General features: G+C 61.7%; 8 protein-coding genes. All 8 read right to left on the bottom strand.

Translation table 11 applies throughout. From position 1 onward, the window contains the following. Positions 1–2: 2 nt before the first annotated feature. Positions 3–1,280 carry an MFS transporter gene (locus QX094_RS13435; RefSeq protein WP_315751954.1) on the bottom strand — a complete coding sequence of 426 codons (1,278 nt, stop codon included), beginning with the start codon at positions 1,278–1,280 and terminating at the stop codon, positions 3–5. A 283-nt stretch (positions 1,281–1,563) separates the two neighbouring features. Continuing rightward, on the bottom strand, positions 1,564–2,922 hold the full coding sequence (locus QX094_RS13430; protein WP_315715081.1) for a sigma-54 dependent transcriptional regulator: 1,359 nt from the start codon (positions 2,920–2,922) through the stop codon (positions 1,564–1,566). Between the two features lie 18 nt (positions 2,923–2,940). Next, positions 2,941–4,782 carry an ATP-binding protein gene (locus tag QX094_RS13425; RefSeq protein ID WP_316173590.1) on the bottom strand — a complete coding sequence of 614 codons (1,842 nt, stop codon included), beginning with the start codon at positions 4,780–4,782 and terminating at the stop codon, positions 2,941–2,943. A gap of 173 nt (positions 4,783–4,955) precedes the next feature. Beyond that, a complete protein-coding gene (locus tag QX094_RS13420; RefSeq protein ID WP_315825600.1) occupies positions 4,956–5,669 on the bottom strand; it encodes a GntR family transcriptional regulator in 714 nt (237 codons plus the stop codon). Positions 5,670–5,928: 259 nt separating this feature from the next. Continuing rightward, positions 5,929–8,835 (bottom strand): helix-turn-helix transcriptional regulator, encoded by a 2,907-nt coding sequence (locus QX094_RS13415; RefSeq protein WP_316173588.1) that lies wholly within the window; start codon positions 8,833–8,835, stop codon positions 5,929–5,931. A 702-nt stretch (positions 8,836–9,537) separates the two neighbouring features. After that, on the bottom strand, positions 9,538–15,096 hold the full coding sequence (locus QX094_RS13410; RefSeq protein ID WP_316173586.1) for a LysM peptidoglycan-binding domain-containing protein: 5,559 nt from the start codon (positions 15,094–15,096) through the stop codon (positions 9,538–9,540). Positions 15,097–15,476: 380 nt separating this feature from the next. Next, positions 15,477–16,526 (bottom strand): EscU/YscU/HrcU family type III secretion system export apparatus switch protein, encoded by a 1,050-nt coding sequence (locus tag QX094_RS13405; protein ID WP_315715076.1) that lies wholly within the window; start codon positions 16,524–16,526, stop codon positions 15,477–15,479. Continuing rightward, positions 16,523–17,341 carry a type III secretion system export apparatus subunit SctT gene (gene sctT, locus QX094_RS13400; RefSeq protein ID WP_315715075.1) on the bottom strand — a complete coding sequence of 273 codons (819 nt, stop codon included), beginning with the start codon at positions 17,339–17,341 and terminating at the stop codon, positions 16,523–16,525. Before sctT ends, QX094_RS13405 begins: the two co-directional genes overlap by 4 nt. Positions 17,342–17,391 lie beyond the last annotated feature (50 nt).

Here is a 17,391-nt window from a genome sequence, read left to right as displayed (position 1 = left end):
GCTCATCTCGCTTTCTGCTCACGATCGATCGCCGAGTGCCGCCGGGTGTCGCGCATGGCGAGATAGACGACAAGAGAGGTCGCAATGCAGCCGGTGAGGTAGAAATAGAACCAGCTTTCGTGACCGATCGACTTGAACCAAAGCGCGATCGACTCTGCCGTGCCGCCGAAGATCGAGACGGTCAATGCATATGGCAAAGCTACGCCCGTTGCTCGAATTGCAGTTGGGAACAGTTCGGCCTTGACCACCGCATTGATCGAGGTATAGCCGGATACGATCAACCACGCCGCCGCGATCAGGAGGAATGCGGTAAACGGATCGTGGACTCCCTGCAGCGTGTTCAGAAGCGGAATCGTGAACAGAGTTCCGCCCAGTCCGAACCCGATCAACAGCCATTTGCGTCCGATGCGATCGGAAAGGGCGCCATAGAGCGGCTGCAGCACCATTGCGAAGATCAGGCTACAGGCCGTGACCATGGTCGTTTGATCATCGGTCAGCTTGACGGAGAGCTTCAGGTATTTCTGCATGTAGGTGGTATAGGTGTAGAAGGCCGCAGTTCCCCCCATTGTTAGTCCAACAACAAGCAGGACTTCACGTCGGAACTGCCCCAGCGCGCGCAGCGAACTCCCCTGTCTTGCCGACTTCGCGCGGGTGAATATATCCGTTTCGTGCAGGTTGCGGCGCATGACGGCGGCCACGACGGCCAGCAGCGCGCCGATGACGAACGGAATACGCCAGCCCCATCCCCGAAGCTGCTCCTCCGTCAGGAGCACCTTCTGCAAGACCAGGAGAACGACGATCGCGCAGAGCTGGCCGCCAATCAACGTCACATATTGGAAGCTGGAATAGAATCCGCGGTTCTTTTCGTCCGCGACCTCGCTCAGGTAAGTTGCGCTGGCGCCATATTCACCGCCAAGGCTGATTCCCTGCACGATTCGCGCGAAGCCAAGCAGGACCGGCGCCGCAAAGCCGATCGACGCATAGGTGGGCGTCACGGCGATGATCAGAGAGCCGAAGCACATCATCAAGACCGACAAGGTCAGGGCATTGCGGCGGCCATGATGATCGGCAAAATGGCCGAATAGCCAGCCTCCGAGTGGGCGGACGAGAAAGCCGGCGGCAAACAGCAGCGCGGCGTTCAACTGCTGCACGACCTCGTCGCCCTCAGGAAAGAACGATTTGGCGAAATACAACGCAAACGCAGCATAGGCGTAGAAGTCATACCATTCCACCAGATTTCCGATCGAGCCGACGAAGATCGCGCGCAAGCGGCTACCCATCCCAAGGCCGTCACGGCGTGCTTCATCGGCGGCCGCAACGAGGGTGGGGTTGATAGCTCGCTCAAAATTCATGGCGTCCTCCGAGTGCACGTTTTCTTAGGCTCTAAGGCCAATCGTGCTCATGCCTGAGCAACCCGCGTGCCAGCCGGCCGCGGCCGCCGACCGCGCCGGCAAACAAAGCGATTTCAGATGGTTGCATTGCGCCCCGCGTGAAACGGGCTCGCGGCGCTCAGCGGAATTCCGCCGATCCGCGTCGGCGTGTGAGCGGGAATCCGCCTCGTGCCTAGCAGGAGGTTCGGCTGGGTCGCAGCAAGCCGTACCTTGCCATTTTTTCGTTGAGCGTCCGCCGTGGCACGCCGAGACTTTCCATGACCGCCACAACCGACCAGTTGTGCTCCAGCAAAGACGCCTCGATCAGCATGCGCTCATAAGCTGCGACACGCTCGGAGAGCGAGCGCCTTGCGCCCGCTCCTTCGGCCCGCCGCAGAATTTCCGCGACGCGGCGACCCGTTGCGGCCAGGCCGAGCGCGTAGCGTTCAGCCACGTTCTTCAATTCCCGAACGTTGCCTGGCCAGTCATGGGTCAGCAGCGCATCGAAATCCTCGGCTCCGAGTGGGGTCAAGTCACGGCCGCTGCGCCGGGCGGCTTCCGCGGCGAAATGCTGGAATAGCAGCAGCACGTCGTTGCCCCGTTCGCGCAGCGGCGGCAGACGGATCTCCGCCGCGGCCAAGCGGAAGTAGAGATCGGCACGAAAGCGGCCGCTGCGGCTGTCGGCCGCGAGATCGGCCTTCGCGGCGGCGATCACACGGACGTCGATCGGGATCAGCCGGTTCGATCCCACCCGCTCGACCACGCGCTCCTGAAGAACGCGCAGGATCTTGACCTGAAACGCGTGTGGCATGCTTTCAATTTCATCGAGCAGGAGGGTTCCGCCGCTGGCATGTTCGAACTTCCCGATGCGAGCCCCGCGTGCGCCGGTAAACGCCCCCGCCTCGTGACCCAGCAGTTCGCTCTCGAACAGCTCGGCGGGGACGGCCGCGCAATTCACCGCAACGAAAGGAGCTCGTGCCCGCGGACCAAGGTCGTGCAGTGCGCGAGCGACGACCTCCTTTCCCGTGCCGCTCTCGCCGAAGAGGATCACATCCCTGTCGTGCTCGGCGAGCTCGCCAACGGACTTTCGCAGCGTGGCCATCGCTGGCGATGTCCCGAGGAGACGTCGCTCCAGCTCACCTTCGGCGCCGAGCCGGCTCGTGAGTTGCCTGAGTTGACGCTTCAATCCTGATTGTTCTGCCGCCCGTGCCAGCACGGCAGACATATGATCCGGGTTGGCAGGTTTCTGCAAAAAGTCGTAGACGCCCTCGCGCATGGCCGCTACCGCGAGTGCAACGTCGCCGTGAGCAGTCAGCAGTATGACCGGAATGTCGGGATCGATGCGCTGCACGTCGCGCATCAGTTCGATGCCGGATCGATGCGGCATCCGGAAGTCGGTCAGTACCACGTCGGGCAGCTCGGCCTGAAGCATCGAAAGCGCCTCGTCCGCATTTCGGGCGGTGCGCACGTCGAAGCCGCCCAGCTCCAGCCATTGTCTGATCGAGCTGCGAACGATCTCCTCGTCGTCGACGACAAGAATCGATTTGCTCATCCACATACCCCGATAGATCTAGGCCGGCGCGGACGGCGCCGGCAGGGTCACCCAAAACCGGCTTCCGATTTGCGGTTCACTCTCAACCGAAATCGTGCCTCCGAGCTCCCTCACGATTCCATAGCTGATTGAAAGACCGAGGCCGAGCCCTTCACCGATTTCCTTGGTGGTGAAGAACGGATCGAACAGCGACTTCATGTGATCCGCGGAGATTCCGCTCCCGGTGTCTGCGACCTCGGTCGTAACGGTGCTCCCCGCACGACGGATGGAGACCGTGAGAACTCGGCGCGGGCGATCACGCATCGACTGGACCGCGTTCGAGAGCAGGTTGACGAAGACCTGCTCCAGACGGATCGGGTTCGCTTCGACGTGAGCCGGCTCCGCGGGCAAGTCCAGGACAACCTCGATACCTTCATTTCTGATCCGGTACTGCAGAAGCCGCATCGCATTGCCAAGTGTCACACCGACATCGACTCTGCTGGTTGCCCCTGTCTCCTTGCGCGCGAACATGCGCAAGTGACCGATCAATGCCATCATTCGCTCGGCTATGGACGACATCAAGTCGAGGTTCAAGGCCGTTCGTTCGATCTCGTTGCGTTGCAACAAGACTCGGCTGCTTGCGATGTAAGTGGTGAGTGCCGCGAGTGGCTGGTTGATTTCATGCGCCACCCCGGCCAGCGCCTGTCCAAGACTGGCAAGCTTCGCACTCTGCACCAAGCTCTCGTGGGTTTGTCGCAACTCCTGTTCGGTGCGCGTCCGTTCCAGGACTTCGCTCGTCAGCTGACGATTGGCTTCGCGAAGCTCCATCGTGCGCTCCGCAACACTTCGTTCCAGCAGCTCGTTTGCTTCGCCCTTGGCTTTCATCGATTGCCGCCATTGATAGGCTACAAGTCCAAGCAGCTGTACCGTGAGAACGGCAAAACCGGCTGTGGCGGCGACCGTCATTGCATGCCGTCGCGCGTCTCCGATATCCGAGAAGATCAGGAGCTGCCACCCATGCGCCGGCAGATGCCGCGCACGCAGCGCATATTCGTGGACGTCATTGTCGTCGCCCAGTCCGACCGATACGTTGCCTGATGCCGCCGAGGAATGCAGGATCGGGGCATTCTCGATCGTGTCGCCGAACTGCCGGGACTTGTTGAGACGCGCGACCGCGCTCGAGGGCAGCGTTTGCAGCGGGTGATATTTCCACCGCGCGCGGCTGGCCAGGATCACCACACCTCCTTCATCTTCCATGGCCACCAGATCACCGGCCCTGACCCAATCGGCTTCCAGCGGCGTCAAATCGATCTTCACGACGGCGACCCCGATCGTAAGCTCGCCTTCCGTGATCCGTTGCGACAAGAAGTAACCAGGCAGGCCGGTCGTCACCCCGACGGCATAGAGCTGCCCTTCCCCGTCACGGATTGCGCTCTGGAAATAGGGGCGAAAGTCGTACGCATGCCCGACGAAGCTCTTTGCTCCATCATAGTTGCTTGCTGCCAGCGCCACCCCTGCCGTGTCCAGCACGTAGAGCTCGGCCGATCCCGCGGCCTGATTTAGCGACTTGAGATAGCGGTTAGCGGCTTCGACGACTGCCCCGTCGCCCGGTGTCCGGAACAGCCGGCGCACCGGGTCGGCGAGTGAAAGAACCGTGGGCAGATATCGGAAGCGGGCAACGGTTGCATCGAACGTGCTGCCGATCAACGTGAGCCGATCATCGGAATCGCGGCTCATCTGCGCGAGCCCAGCGCTCAGGGCCAATCGGTAGGACAGCAGCGCGACTCCCACGATTGCCAGGATGGCAATGGCCGCGATAACCGGCCAAGCCCTTGAGAGCTCACGCGGCAGTTCCAGTCGGCTCGAAAACCACGCCGACATTGATACACTCCCGCTCACGCCAGGGCTCGAATGATGGACCTGACCTACGCTTCGGTCATCTCGCGAATTCTCCCCCCGCATGCCGGATCCAGAGCTTCACCCGCAACCGGAGTCTTGGACCCTCTTACAGGTCGAAGGTCGATGTGCCCCAGGCATTACGGTCAAAATGAGATCTATATGGCCGCGGCCATCGTCCAGCGTGACCTGGCCTCCCTGATGAGCTCAGGCAGATCGACGATCATCCGGCACATGTGCGTTTCCAATTTGGCACACGCACCTTTCGGATCTTGATCGCGGAGCAATTCGATCAACTCGAGACATTCGCGTACCTGGGCGCCTTGATCCGGGCTTTGCAGGATCGAGAGGCATCGGACATACCGGCTGCGATCATTGAAGTTCCGCATCATTCTCAGCATCTGCTCGTTTCGCGACAGCTGCGTGATCTGCTCGAAAACGCTTTCGATGGTCATCGCATGATGTTTGACGCACTTCGTTGCCGAGTGGCCCACTGCAACGGCTTCCACTTTCATCAAACCCCGGCCGAGACGCGCGACCGAGGACGGATCGAGTGGCCTCGTGATATTGTGCTCAAGAACCAGCCGGGCAAATTCATACAGGTCCTGCAGCTCGGACGCGTTCGGAACCTTGGAAAAGAAGCCTCGCTTCGCGATGCTGTCGATCAGTCCCTCGCCTTGCAGGCGCTCCAGCGCTTGGCGCACAGGCGTTGCGCTCGCATTGACGCGATCCGCCAGATCGTCAATGTGCAGATGCTCTCCCGGAAGCACCCGGACCTTGCTGTCAGGGACCAGATCATAGTGGATGACGAGGTCCTTGAGCTTAGTGTAAGCGGTGTCTACCTTGCTGATATCCCCGTCTGTATCACGCATGCCACGTCCCCTTGAACCACCCTAGGCGGACGCAACTTGCCGGCCGCGGACGTAGCACCGGAGAGGCGTATGCCTTGTTCCCGGATTGCTCCGACCGCGCCGACGAGCACGCATGAACGGGTTCGGCGACGCCCGACGTCGAACCCTTGCCCTGCTACTCGTTGTCCGCCCATGACTGTCATTTTTTTACACACTGTAAGCTTACGCACTCATTGCAGCCGTCACCATCATAAAAACTATGCAATCGATGTGTACTGGTTCACTGGAGCATGCTGAGACGGTGTCTCATCGCGTAAGCGGTTGCAGCGGCGCGCGAGCTCACGCCGATCTTCATATATATGTTCGCAATGTGTCTGTTGACGGTCGGCACACTAAGGCGTAGTTCCGCGGCAATGGCCTTGGAGCGGCTGCCGGCAGCGAGCTTGCTGAGGATCTCCATTTCTCGCGGCGAAAGATCATCAGGGCCTCGCGCGTATAAGTTGCGCGACCCGACCTCGACTCCCTCTATCCGTGCTCGATCGACACGCTCCTGCCAGCTTCGCATGCCGAGTGCTACGAACTGCTCGCGTCCCCGCTGCAGCAGCGCATGCGAGGACGGCTTGTCGCCTGAGGTTCCCGTCACGATCGCCTCGTCAAGATCGACGAGCGCTCGGAGGCAGACCTGGCCTGCCCGCTCAAGGTCGCCGCGGGCCTTTGCGAAGTGTGTGCATGCCGCAACCGTGTGACCCTGAAGGGCGGCCAGACGTCCGAGGATGAATTCACGGCATTCACCGGCTGCACCGATCGTGCTTCCGTGTTTTGGAGTGCGGACCAACGCTTCGAACCGGCGCGCGCGCTTGACGTCCTCACGCTGCCAGGCGGCGCAGACCCCGAGCCCAAGTGCATCATCCGACAGTTGTCTGTCGCAATTTGTGTTCTCCAAGGATCGGAGCAGCGCCTCGATGCGAACGTCATATTCGTTTTCGCCAGGCAAGAACGCTTCAGTCAGAGCGGCGAAGCCGAGCACGATCTGTCCAAGGCGCACCGGATGATCCTTGACGATCTGCAGCGCACGCGAAGCGATTCTGCCGATTGCCGTCCAGTCGCCACCATACAAATAGGCCCGCCATGCGACCGCGGAAAGCTCCAGGGCGAGATGCAACCGGTGCCACGGTCCCAGTCGGACAGCCAGCGCACGCGCGTCGCGCAGCGCCGCGTCGGAGCTTGTCAAATGGCCCAGGCTCGCCTCGGCAATCGCGAGAGAGGTTAAGGCCTCGATCTGGCCAGGAAGCGACCCGAAACACTTGGCATCCCGCAACAGGTCGTGCGCAGTTTCGACCCCCATGGCGAGTTGTCCATGCCGATAGATCCAATCATGGGTGACGACCTCTCGAGCCCGGATGATGGCCGCCGGACTCTGCCATTCGGCGGCCCAACGTTGCACCTGCTCTGTCTGTTCGATTGATCGAGGAGCATACAGGTCGAGCGCCGAGGCACGGTCCTCTTCGTCTCCAAGCTGATGAACGAGATCGAGCGCACGCGGATCCGGCGCGTGGTAGATCGTCTCAAACGTCCCGTCATTCCATCGGCATCGCCAGTGCTGTCGGAGCACCTCCAATCGGGCCCAGTGCAAATCTCGGCGAGCACCGCAGGCCTCCAGTCCGCGCTCCACCAGAGGCTGCCACATCTCGGTGGGAGCGCCGGCGTCGCGCAGCCTGCGGGCAATCGTCACCAAGAAACTCATGATCCATGATGGCTGCCGCTCCCAGCATCGGCCGAACAGAAGGCGCGACGTCGCGTCGGCGGCTTCGACATCGAGTGATGCGGCCTGGGCAAGCGCGAGATCACGAAGCATCTCGTCCGAGACAGCATCGCCTGCGAGATCGCAAGCGATCCGAAGGAATGCAGCTTCGTGCTCGCTGATATAGTTCGCTCGCGCGCGCTCGGCTGCCTTCAGTGCGAAGACCCGGCCGATCTCGGCACCCGCGATGCGCTGTGAAGCGTGATACTGATGTGCAATCTCTCCGGGATCGGCATCGAGCTCGGCGAGACGCGTCGCCGCGCGCCGATGCAAGATCGCTCGCCGGTCGGGGTTCAGTTCGTCGTACATGGCACGCCGCAGCAACGCATGCGCAAAGACGTAGCCATCACCTCGCACGACGAGGACCCCGGCCCTCATCGCCTCGTCGATATGGTCGAGAATCGTCTCTTCGGAATCCGATATCAGAAGCTGCAATCGGCCGAGATCGAAGCCTTCCGGAAATATCGCAGCGATCCGTAGCATCCCCAGGGTCGGCCCCGAGAGCCGCGCGAACCGTCGCGACAGCAGCGGACGCAATCCGGCCGGGATGCCGACACCGTTGGTCACGAGATCGGCGGGCCATTGGCCCTGGCGCCCCGGAAATCTTCCCTCCTCGACGAGGTGGTTGAAGAGCTCGCGCACATAGAACGGATTGCCGCCAGTCTCACGATGAATTGCCGTCGCAAGCGATGCGGGAAGCCGCTCGCCAGCCAACGACTCAAGCATGCGCATCGTGTCCGCAGGCTCGAGCGGCCGAACCGCGATCCGGTGAAGTTCGCTCTCACGCGCCATCGCACTGAGTTCCAGCGGCTCGCCACCGGTCTCGTCGGGACGGAGGGTCATGACGGTTAGCAAGGGGAGAGATCGCGTCGAGCGTAAGCAATGCAGCAACATCGACCAGGATTCGCGATCGGCCCAGTGCAAGTCCTCCAGCACGAGCAACAGTGGAGATTCGACTGCAACCGCATGAAGCAGATGAACGGCGGATTCGAACAGCCGAAACCGCTCGTCCGGTCCGGAGAGTCCTTTGAGAGCAGGAAGATCCGCAGCGGCCGCGAACGCCGGCACCAGGCGAGACAGCGGCCGAATCATATCATTGCGAGCATGGTTGAGGAGTGTCGGCTGCTCGCGAGCCCATTGGGAGAACGTGTCGGCGAACAATCCATAGGGCAGAGGTTCGGCCATCTCGTAGGCGGCCCCCCTCGCGACACAGAAGCCGCGCTGCTTCGCAGTTAGGGCCAGTGCCTCGACCAGACGGCTCTTGCCGATACCAGCCTCTCCTATCAGGACCGCGCCGACAGCGCGTCCATTCGTGCTCGGGAGAAGCTCGCGAAGCCGGTTCGACTCCTGGTCCCTTCCTATAAGCGGAACACCGCTATCCTTCATGCGCTAACCAATGGCCAACCTACACGATACTCTTTCATGGCTGCGGCACGACGCACTGCCGCCCGTGCGATTCAACCGTCTCCGACAACTTAAGATTGCTTTGAGAAAATATCAGCTCGGCACGATAATACCAAGCGTCAAATCAATGTTGCGCTGCGCATATGGGACTCATCTCGCGAAGACTGTCGCGCAATCGCGACCGGCGAGACCCGAAGGACTCAGATCGATCACGATCTCCATGGCCAGTTCAGCCAATGATTGCTTGCCCTAAAAGACACACAACCATCATGAGGTGCAACCACCAAACTCAACCGAAGCATGAAACATCATTGAGTCGTTTTCTTGACGAAATTCTCCTGGCCCAACGAGCTGGCGATCGAGGAACCGCGGCGACGCCGTTCTCGACTACTCAGCGTCGGAGGCGACGCACACATGGGCCAAGCATCTGCTGCAACGCCGGAGAGAACCATGCGTTCGCATACAGGCTCAGGAGATGGCGATGGCCTCAGGAGATCGCGGGTCCTTCATATCGTCCAACAACGCACCTTCAGCATTCGGCGGCTTGGTGCCGAACCCCGACGCGCGAATCATTTCGGAGCGTCGGATTGCGCGCATCGGAGCCGCGGCAAACCAGTGACGAGTGCGGCTTGGCACATGACATCCGGCACGCAGATCTACTGAACCGAATGTCAGAACCGTTCCTTAGGGCCGGAACGATTCGATGTACTTGATCAAACCCTTGGCGCCGAAAGAAAGTCCGGAGGTCCACGCGTCGCGGGGACGGGCCCTCGCCCATTTCTTTGCTGCACCACTCTTCGCAACGGACCCGACCGCTGAACGCGTTGCAGCAAGGCCGACCCCGACAGCGACACCGACATCGGGACCAATGAGCGCCCAGTTCCCCGCGTGAGCGTGTACATCAGCCGCTACCAGATTGCCCGGAACGAGCCCGATCGCGCCGACAAATTGAAGGCCTTTTCCGGATTTGGTTGATGTTTCCCAACTTGACTTGGTGGGAATATTTACAGTTGGAGGAGCCAAGTCCTTCTTGTTTGCAGAGCTGGCCTTATTGTAGCTCATCAATTCTTTCGTCGTGCGCCCCGTTCTCCGCGCCACCTGCACCCATGTCAGCCTGCCCTTCGACGGATCTTGGACGTCACGATTATCGTAGACGCGGTCGACCGAGAGCTTGTCACCGACCCAAGCCCCGGCCCGCGGAAGCTCGTAAGTCTGGGGGATCCAAGTCCGGTTCTCGGCCACGATCTTTCTGACTGTTGTGCCATGCTCCTTTGCGAGATCTCTCAGAGATTGTCCCGGCTGGAGATCGACGGCTTGCTTTTGCCCGGGAACGTGCAGATTCTGGCCGCTCATCGACAACAGACGTCGGAGAGGCACACCGGTTTTTTTGGCGATCTGTTCCCATGTCACGGCTGTTGGGTTGCTGGCCGACGAGGCTTGGCCCGGAACGTCAATCCGCAAAGGTGCACGACTGTCCTTGTTTGCCGTGATCAGCTTCTTGATCCCGACACCATGCCTGCGAGCGAAACTCTCCAGTGACTCGCCTGGTTGCAAGCGATCGGTCGTTGCCCCGCGAAGCACGCGGCCACCGCTCGCTGCATCATAAACCCGTCGTGGTGGGATGGACAAACCACGGTGCCCGTTCGCCTCCAACAGCCGCTTCAGGCTGAGTCCCTGATCGGTTGCAAATTCCCCGTAGGTCACGCCATTCGTGACCTGACGAAGCCGCTGAGGAACCAGGATCTCGGCGGGCGCTACATTCTTGGCGTTGGCCTTGGCGATCGATCGCAGCGAGGTGCTGTGGCTGTCGAGAAACTCCTGCGGGCTTTGACCGGCTTGCACGCGTGCGTCATCGACTGCCGGAACGGATGCGCCTGCGGAATCCTTCCGAGCGGGGATCGACCATCCATGCCGATCCAGGTTCAGCGCCACGAGCGTCTTGACATCGACCCCCTCGCGCTTCGCAATCTCGGCCCATGTCGCACCAGAACTGTTGAGAGCGGTAACTGTCGGATTGATGTCTTGAACGCCAGGATTGCTTCGCGTGAGGTCGCGCGGTATGAGGCCAAGCCTTTGGGCAATGCTGACCATCGTATCGCCTGGCAGAACGTCGACTTTCGTCCCGCGCGAGCGCATCAGCGCTTGGGAGCTCACACCATTGCGCAAGGCGAAAGCTGCCTGCCCAAGACCGAGCAAACCGTCCGATATGGCGGCGGCCCTGTCTGTATGCCATCCACTCGCAGCCTTCATGAAATTGATCGAGGCGTTGGTCCCGAAACTCGAGGCGACGACGGCGCGAGCCGCCGCTTCACGAGACGACCCGAGCCACGTCCTCACCCGCGCATGCGCCAGGGGACTGTTGAAAAACGCGCGACCTACTGGATTAAGATCAGCGATGGCCTCGCTCAATGCCGGCGCACCATGCGTGGCCAACACCAGTTCGCCGGCAACGGCTGCCGATGCTGCGGCCGGCGGAGCGGCAGCGACCCATTCTCTCAATCGATTCGCGATGCGCTTGGCGCCGCCTCCCGCCTGAGGTGTCGTCGAGGCGGCCAGAGCCCAATCGGCCGCGTGATCTTGGCTGATTGGCGTATCCTGCAACCCCAAAGCGGTCTGCCGGAACGATGCGAGTGCCGCTGGATCGCCTCCGAAAACCGCCTTGTGGAAGTCGGTCTCCCCCATCCGGTCGCGAATGGCCTCCGCGATCTTTGCCTCCGTCGCATAGGGCGATGTGCCGCGGCGCGGCACGACCTGCGAGGCGAGAAACTCGGTCACACCTTCGTTCAAGTTCGAATGTGGCCGGCTTGAATCAACGACCAAGGTGCTTGCGAGCTTCTTGAACGATTCCGAAGTCAGTGCATGCACCGCCTCGTGCGCGACCACGTCCGGGCTCAATCTGTCGGTCCGCACATAGACGCGATGCCCCCGATCCGATGCGATGCTGAAAGCATCGACGGCCGCCGGATCGTGCTGGCCGCCGGCTTTTTGATATGCACGGGCGAAATCGGCAGGATCCATGGCCTGCAGCCGGATGCCATTCGGCGCTGAGCCGCTCGTCCGACCTTGATAGGCGTCAAACACCTTCCTTCCCGCGTCGAACGCAGCGGGCTGTCCGGCGAGGCCCGCTTCGGTCGCGGTGCGGGATCTGCTCTGCTGATAGTGATGAGAAGCCACACCGGAAACTGTATTGAGTCCGATGGACAGATAGTCTTGCGTGGTCGGCGCCTTGCCTGACAGGAGGCCGGGACCCGCAGTCAGCATGGTGTTCGCGCCCAGCTGGGAGGCTGTCTGATAAAGCGGGTTCGACACGAGGCCATTCGGCCGTGCCGCGCTTGAGGTCCGCACGGCGACCTTGCCGTCGACGAACTTCGTCAGACCGCCAGTCACGCCGGCCATCGCGACATTCTTGAAGTACCCCGAGAACGCGTCCTTCATCTGCGCGTTGGCTTCGTCCTGCGTGAGCCGTCCCTCGGAGAGCTGATACTGGGACTCGACGTAGGTCCCCGCGACGTTGCCGAGGCCCATGACCCCCTGATTGGCGACCATGACCGTTGATCCGGTTGCCAGCTTCGAGACGACCGAGCTTGCAGCCTGGTCGAGGCCGCGCGTAACGAAGGCCTCCGTCGCTCCGCCCGTCAACGCCCCGCCTGCTGCGCCCAGGGACTGCACGCCCGATACGGTCGCATCGACGCCCGCCTGCTTCACTTCATCCCAGCTGCCGCCACCTTGGAAGAAGTTGTTGGTCAGCGCCGCATCGAGGGAGACGTGAGAGCTGCTGTGAATGTCGCCGCCACCGAACACAGTCGCTGCATTCTGGGCCGTGTCGATGGCTTCTGCCGTTCCCGTTCCTACCAAGGTGCCCGCTGCGAGGGCGGCCAAGACAGGCGCGCCGGCTCCGGCCGTGGCCATGGTGACAGCGGTCGCAGCCGCGGCGATCGCGACGTCGCGCACGACTTCCTGTGCACTCGACCAATTGGCGTCGGTCTTGCGCTCGTTCTCGAACATCCGGTCATTCTGGGTGGCCAGATTACCCATGATTTTCAGATACTCGCCGTTGACCTCCTGGGCAGTCATCCCTCTCTGATTTTTCTGCAGGGCCGTGAGCGCCTCTTTCTTGTCCTGCAGATCCGACTCGAGCTCAGACCGGTTGGCACCGAACAGCCCCCCGACCCAATCGCCGCCCTTCTGCAGAAGGCTGCGGTTGCCGAGCGCTTTGTCTTCCCTGCCGATGGCATCCTGCAGCTCATGCAGCCCTTGACCGATATCCACTCGCGCGTTCGCGTCCTTGAGGCTCGCAAGCTGCTCAGCGACCGCGCCATCGCTCAAGGCACCCGGATGCTGCGCAAAGAATGTATTGTACGCATGCGAGAGCGCGCTCTGGTCAGCGGCCGTTTGCGGATCAAGTAGATTTTGCGGCAACGTCAGCCGAAACTGGGAGTCCAGCAGCTGATATTGAGCCAGCTTCTGTTGAAGTTGTGCATATTGAAGCGATTGCTGAGCCGTCGTCAGGGCGCTGCCCGCTTTGGTGAAACCCACAGCCTGTACATTGCCAGCTTGTACCAAATCAGTGTTGGCGGACTGCCGCGCGGTTGCGACCGCCGCCTCGCTCTGTGTGACACGATAATCCTGAACCAGCCTGTTGGTCGTTGCAGCCAGCTCTTTCGTGATCAGGCCGGCCGATGCCGCATCAGTTCTTGCCTGCGCTATCTGCTGCAACACCGGCGAGTTTGAGGGCAAGGGAACATGGCTATAGGTCTGCTCCAGATTAGCCAATGTCGTATTGCGCCGGTCGGCGTAGGCAAGCCCGGTTGCCGACTTGAAGCCCGCCGTCGCAATGTCGGACATTGTCGAGAGCTCGCGCAACTGATGCTGCGCTTGGTTCAGCTTGAGCTCCGTGGCGGCCGTCGGATTCTTGATATAGGCGGCCTGCGCATCCGAGACGGCCTGGTGGCCCTTGATCAGGGCGAGGTCGGTCCCGACTTTGTTCTGATAGGCGCTTGCCTGATCGTAGTCGATCTTCGCCGTGGTAGCGGTCTGCCGGGCTTGCGGGGACAATTTGGCAAGATCGGAGTCCTGCGCTGCCTCAAGATCGGTCTGCGCTGCCGCCGCAAATGCCACTCGGTGCTGAGCCGCGGCCCAGCCTGCATTCTGGTAATCAGCGTTCCCGTTCGCGAGCTTGAGATCGAGCGATGCCTGCTGCGGATCGCTGCCGCGCGTTGCACGTACGGTGTACCCCAATGGATGCAGAGCGTCGTTCACCCGATCCTGGGCATCCTTCGCAACCGTCCCGTATTTCTCGGAATTCGAAGCATAATACTGGAGCTGGGCCTTGCCCTGCGCGACCATGCCGACATCGGCGTTGAGCTTGCTCCGCGCGACGGTGAAGTCGTCATAGGCGCGCAGCTGCGATGGCGTCAAATCCGCCTGGGTCGGATTTTCGTTCTGGTCGATCGTGACCCCGGCTTTCTTCAGCGCTGTGGAAGCGCTCTCGAGCTCTTTCTTGTCCGCCGCGGCCTGCTGCCCGTAGACGACGCTTTTCCCTGCCGCAAGGTCGGCGCCCGCGGCATCAAGCTTGCGCTGGTCCGTCGCCAGCTTGTGTTGCTGCGCATCCTGCTGCTGATTCAGCAACGACAGACGGTGCAATGTTCCGGCGCTGATCCCCCGGTCCATCTCGGTGTCCAGACGGCCGAGCTGCGATTTGGTCTGCTCGAGAGCAGCCGTATCGGCGGTGACCTTGGCCTTTCCCGCGGAAACCTGGGCCGAGGCCGCGTCGACGAGCGGGGCAACTTTCCGCGCGACTGGATCTTTCACGGTGACCGGCGGCGGTGCCGGCTTGTAGTTCGCTGCGGCGGCGTCGATGCGTTGTGCAGCACTCAGATTGCTCTTGGCCGAACTCAACACCGCCTGGTCGGCGGTGACTTGCTGCTGAGCGGCCGCAACCTGCTTCTTCAGATCGTTGATATGGGTTTGATGGGCAGCCGCCGCGGCGCCGGCGCCGCGACCGTACCCGATCGGAGCCTTCGTGCCCTGCGCATCAGTCAGCTCGCTCTGCAGTTTATGCAGCTTTCCAGCATCACCATCGAGTGTCGTCTGCGCCTTTGTCTGAACCGCTTTTGCCTGCGAAACGGCGTCTGGGACCGGCGCCGCCGACGCCGGGGCGGGGACCCCCGGACACGCGGCCACCGCCTTCGGCGGAACAGGGGGACCAAACAACACGGGCGTCGGTTGCAGAACCGGACCCATGATTGGCCGAGCGGGCTGAAAGAGCGGCAAAGGTGCCGTCGATGATGATCCAACGCTGTGCGTCGAATTGCGATCGAGCATGCCCGAAGACGACGCCGTGGACTTCGGCCGCGGAGGTGGCGGCGGCGGAGGAGGTGGTGGCGGGGGTGGCGGCGGAGGCGGAGGAGGCGGAGGAGGCGGCGGGCTGGCGACAACCGAACCACCTGCGTCATCTATCCGCATTCGCGCGTCTCCCCGTCAATGGCGACAGTGCTGCTTTGGCCGGCGCATATCGTCAGCCGTGCAGCCCATTCGGTGAACTCCGAGCGGCATTGTAGGACGTCAGCCAGCCGCTGATCCGGAATATATTATGAAAATACTGTTGGGCGGCGCAGCGACAGTCAGGACATGCCGCTCGCGCGCAACGCCGACGCCACTGGCTGGAAAAACTCCTCAGTGATGTAATGGTCCTGGGCGATGCGGCGATCGAGTTCCGCTGCAAGGTCTGGATTGCGCAGACGAGGAATGCCGAGCTCAGTGGCAGCTTCGGTGAGGTTGTGCGCGCGGACGGAACGTCCCTTGCACACAAGCCTTGGGACCTGTGTCTCACCCGGAACATAGCGCAACCCGACCATCACATCGTCGCCCTCAATGACCAGTGTTGCGCTTTCGATTCCTCCCCGCCCTCCCCCGTGCGCCAGCGATTGACGCTGACGGCGTTGTGCGGAGCGCACCTCCGGCAGGCCCTCCTGGTCTCTCCGCTCGCGCTTCGCCTCGCTTCGTGTCATCCGCATCTCGCGCATGAACAGTCCGCGCTGCAAGAGAACGTCGATAAGGCCGCCCACCATCAGCACGACGATTGCCGCGACGACGAGCGGTGCCATCACCGCCCCGATCACCGGCGCGAGGCACGAAAGGCCGCATCCTGGCGTGTGAACCAAGGAGTTGAGCGACATCGCGAGGACGAAAACCGAGATCGTGACGAGCAGGGTCGTCTTGACCAGACTCTTCACCAGCTCGATCAGGCTCTTGAGCGCGAAAATTCGCTTCAAACCCTTTGCGGGATGCAAGCGCTCTGCGCGGGGCTTGATAGGGTCAAGGCTGAAGACGATCCCCTTGGTGACGGCGACGTTGACGACGAGGGACATTAGGACGACGATGGCCGCCCCCCTTGCAAGGTATGGCACGGCGGCTTCGTACATCATCGTTCCGATCGTGCCCGCAGCTTCCCGAAACGGTTGCCCGCCCGCATCGCCCACGAGCATCATGGCTCCCCGTAGCCGCGCGAAAAGCTCCGGCAAGATCAGCCAGAGATAGAGCAGCATGGACGACAGGCATGCACCGGCGACCATATCGGTGCTGCGAAAGACCTGTCCCTTTTCGCGCGCCTTACGTAACTTCCGCTCGCTCGGAGGCAGCGTCCGCTCCTCAGTGCCGCCATCCTCACTCATCGCAGGAACTGCCCTAGCTGGTCCAGGATTCCGGTCAACTCTCCAAGCTGAGTACCGAAGTGATCGAGCAGAACGGCCGCATAGGGCGGCAGAACCAGGAAATAGACCAAGTTGCGCGCCGCCATCGAAAGATCGAACACATTCAACTGCGGTGCGAAACGGGCGATCACCATCAGCGCGAACATCGCAACGAACATGGCCGCCAGCACTGGGAATGCCAGGATCAATGCCAACTGCAGCACGCGGACGAGCATTTCCAGCGCCAATAGGCCGCTCTCCGCGCGTAGCAACGGCGCGAGCTCAATGACCGGCCAGAGCCTGTAGCTGCCATAAAGGGCTTCGACGACGCTATGAAAGCCGTCGGCTGCGACGAACAGAACCACCGCAGCGAGCATAAAAAGCGTGCCAGACGCGGTGGACTCGGTCATGGCGTTGGGATCCTGAAGCTGGGCATCGGGGGCCTGACGTTCGTAGTCGAGCAGGTCGCCCGCGACCTCGGCGGCCCAGAACGGGATCCCAAGCAGCAGACCAAGGAGCCCTCCGATGATCGCTTCCTTGAACCCGACCGCGACCAATCGCAATGTTTGCGTGCCGATCGGAGGAAGCACCTCAACAAGTCCGGTCATGACCGGTAGCGAGATCGCGACCACGAAGGCACCACGAATCAAGCCGGTCAGCCCGAGGCGAACAAACACCGGAAAGGTCATGACGAAGGCGCTGGGACGCGCGATGGCGAGCGCCAACGAAAGAAGATGACGGAAGACGAGATTGGCCCCCGCCTCGATGCTGTCCAACGGCATGAGGTCAAGCCCCATCGCCACTCCGCGTCGCCCATGTCCCTCCGAGCGCTATGAAGGGAAGGCCC

This window comes from Bradyrhizobium sp. SZCCHNS1050, assembly GCF_032484785.1.
GTDB lineage: Bacteria > Pseudomonadota > Alphaproteobacteria > Rhizobiales > Xanthobacteraceae > Bradyrhizobium.
The sequence above is the reverse complement of the archived record's forward strand: the minus strand, read 5'-3'. Positions and strand labels throughout refer to the sequence as shown.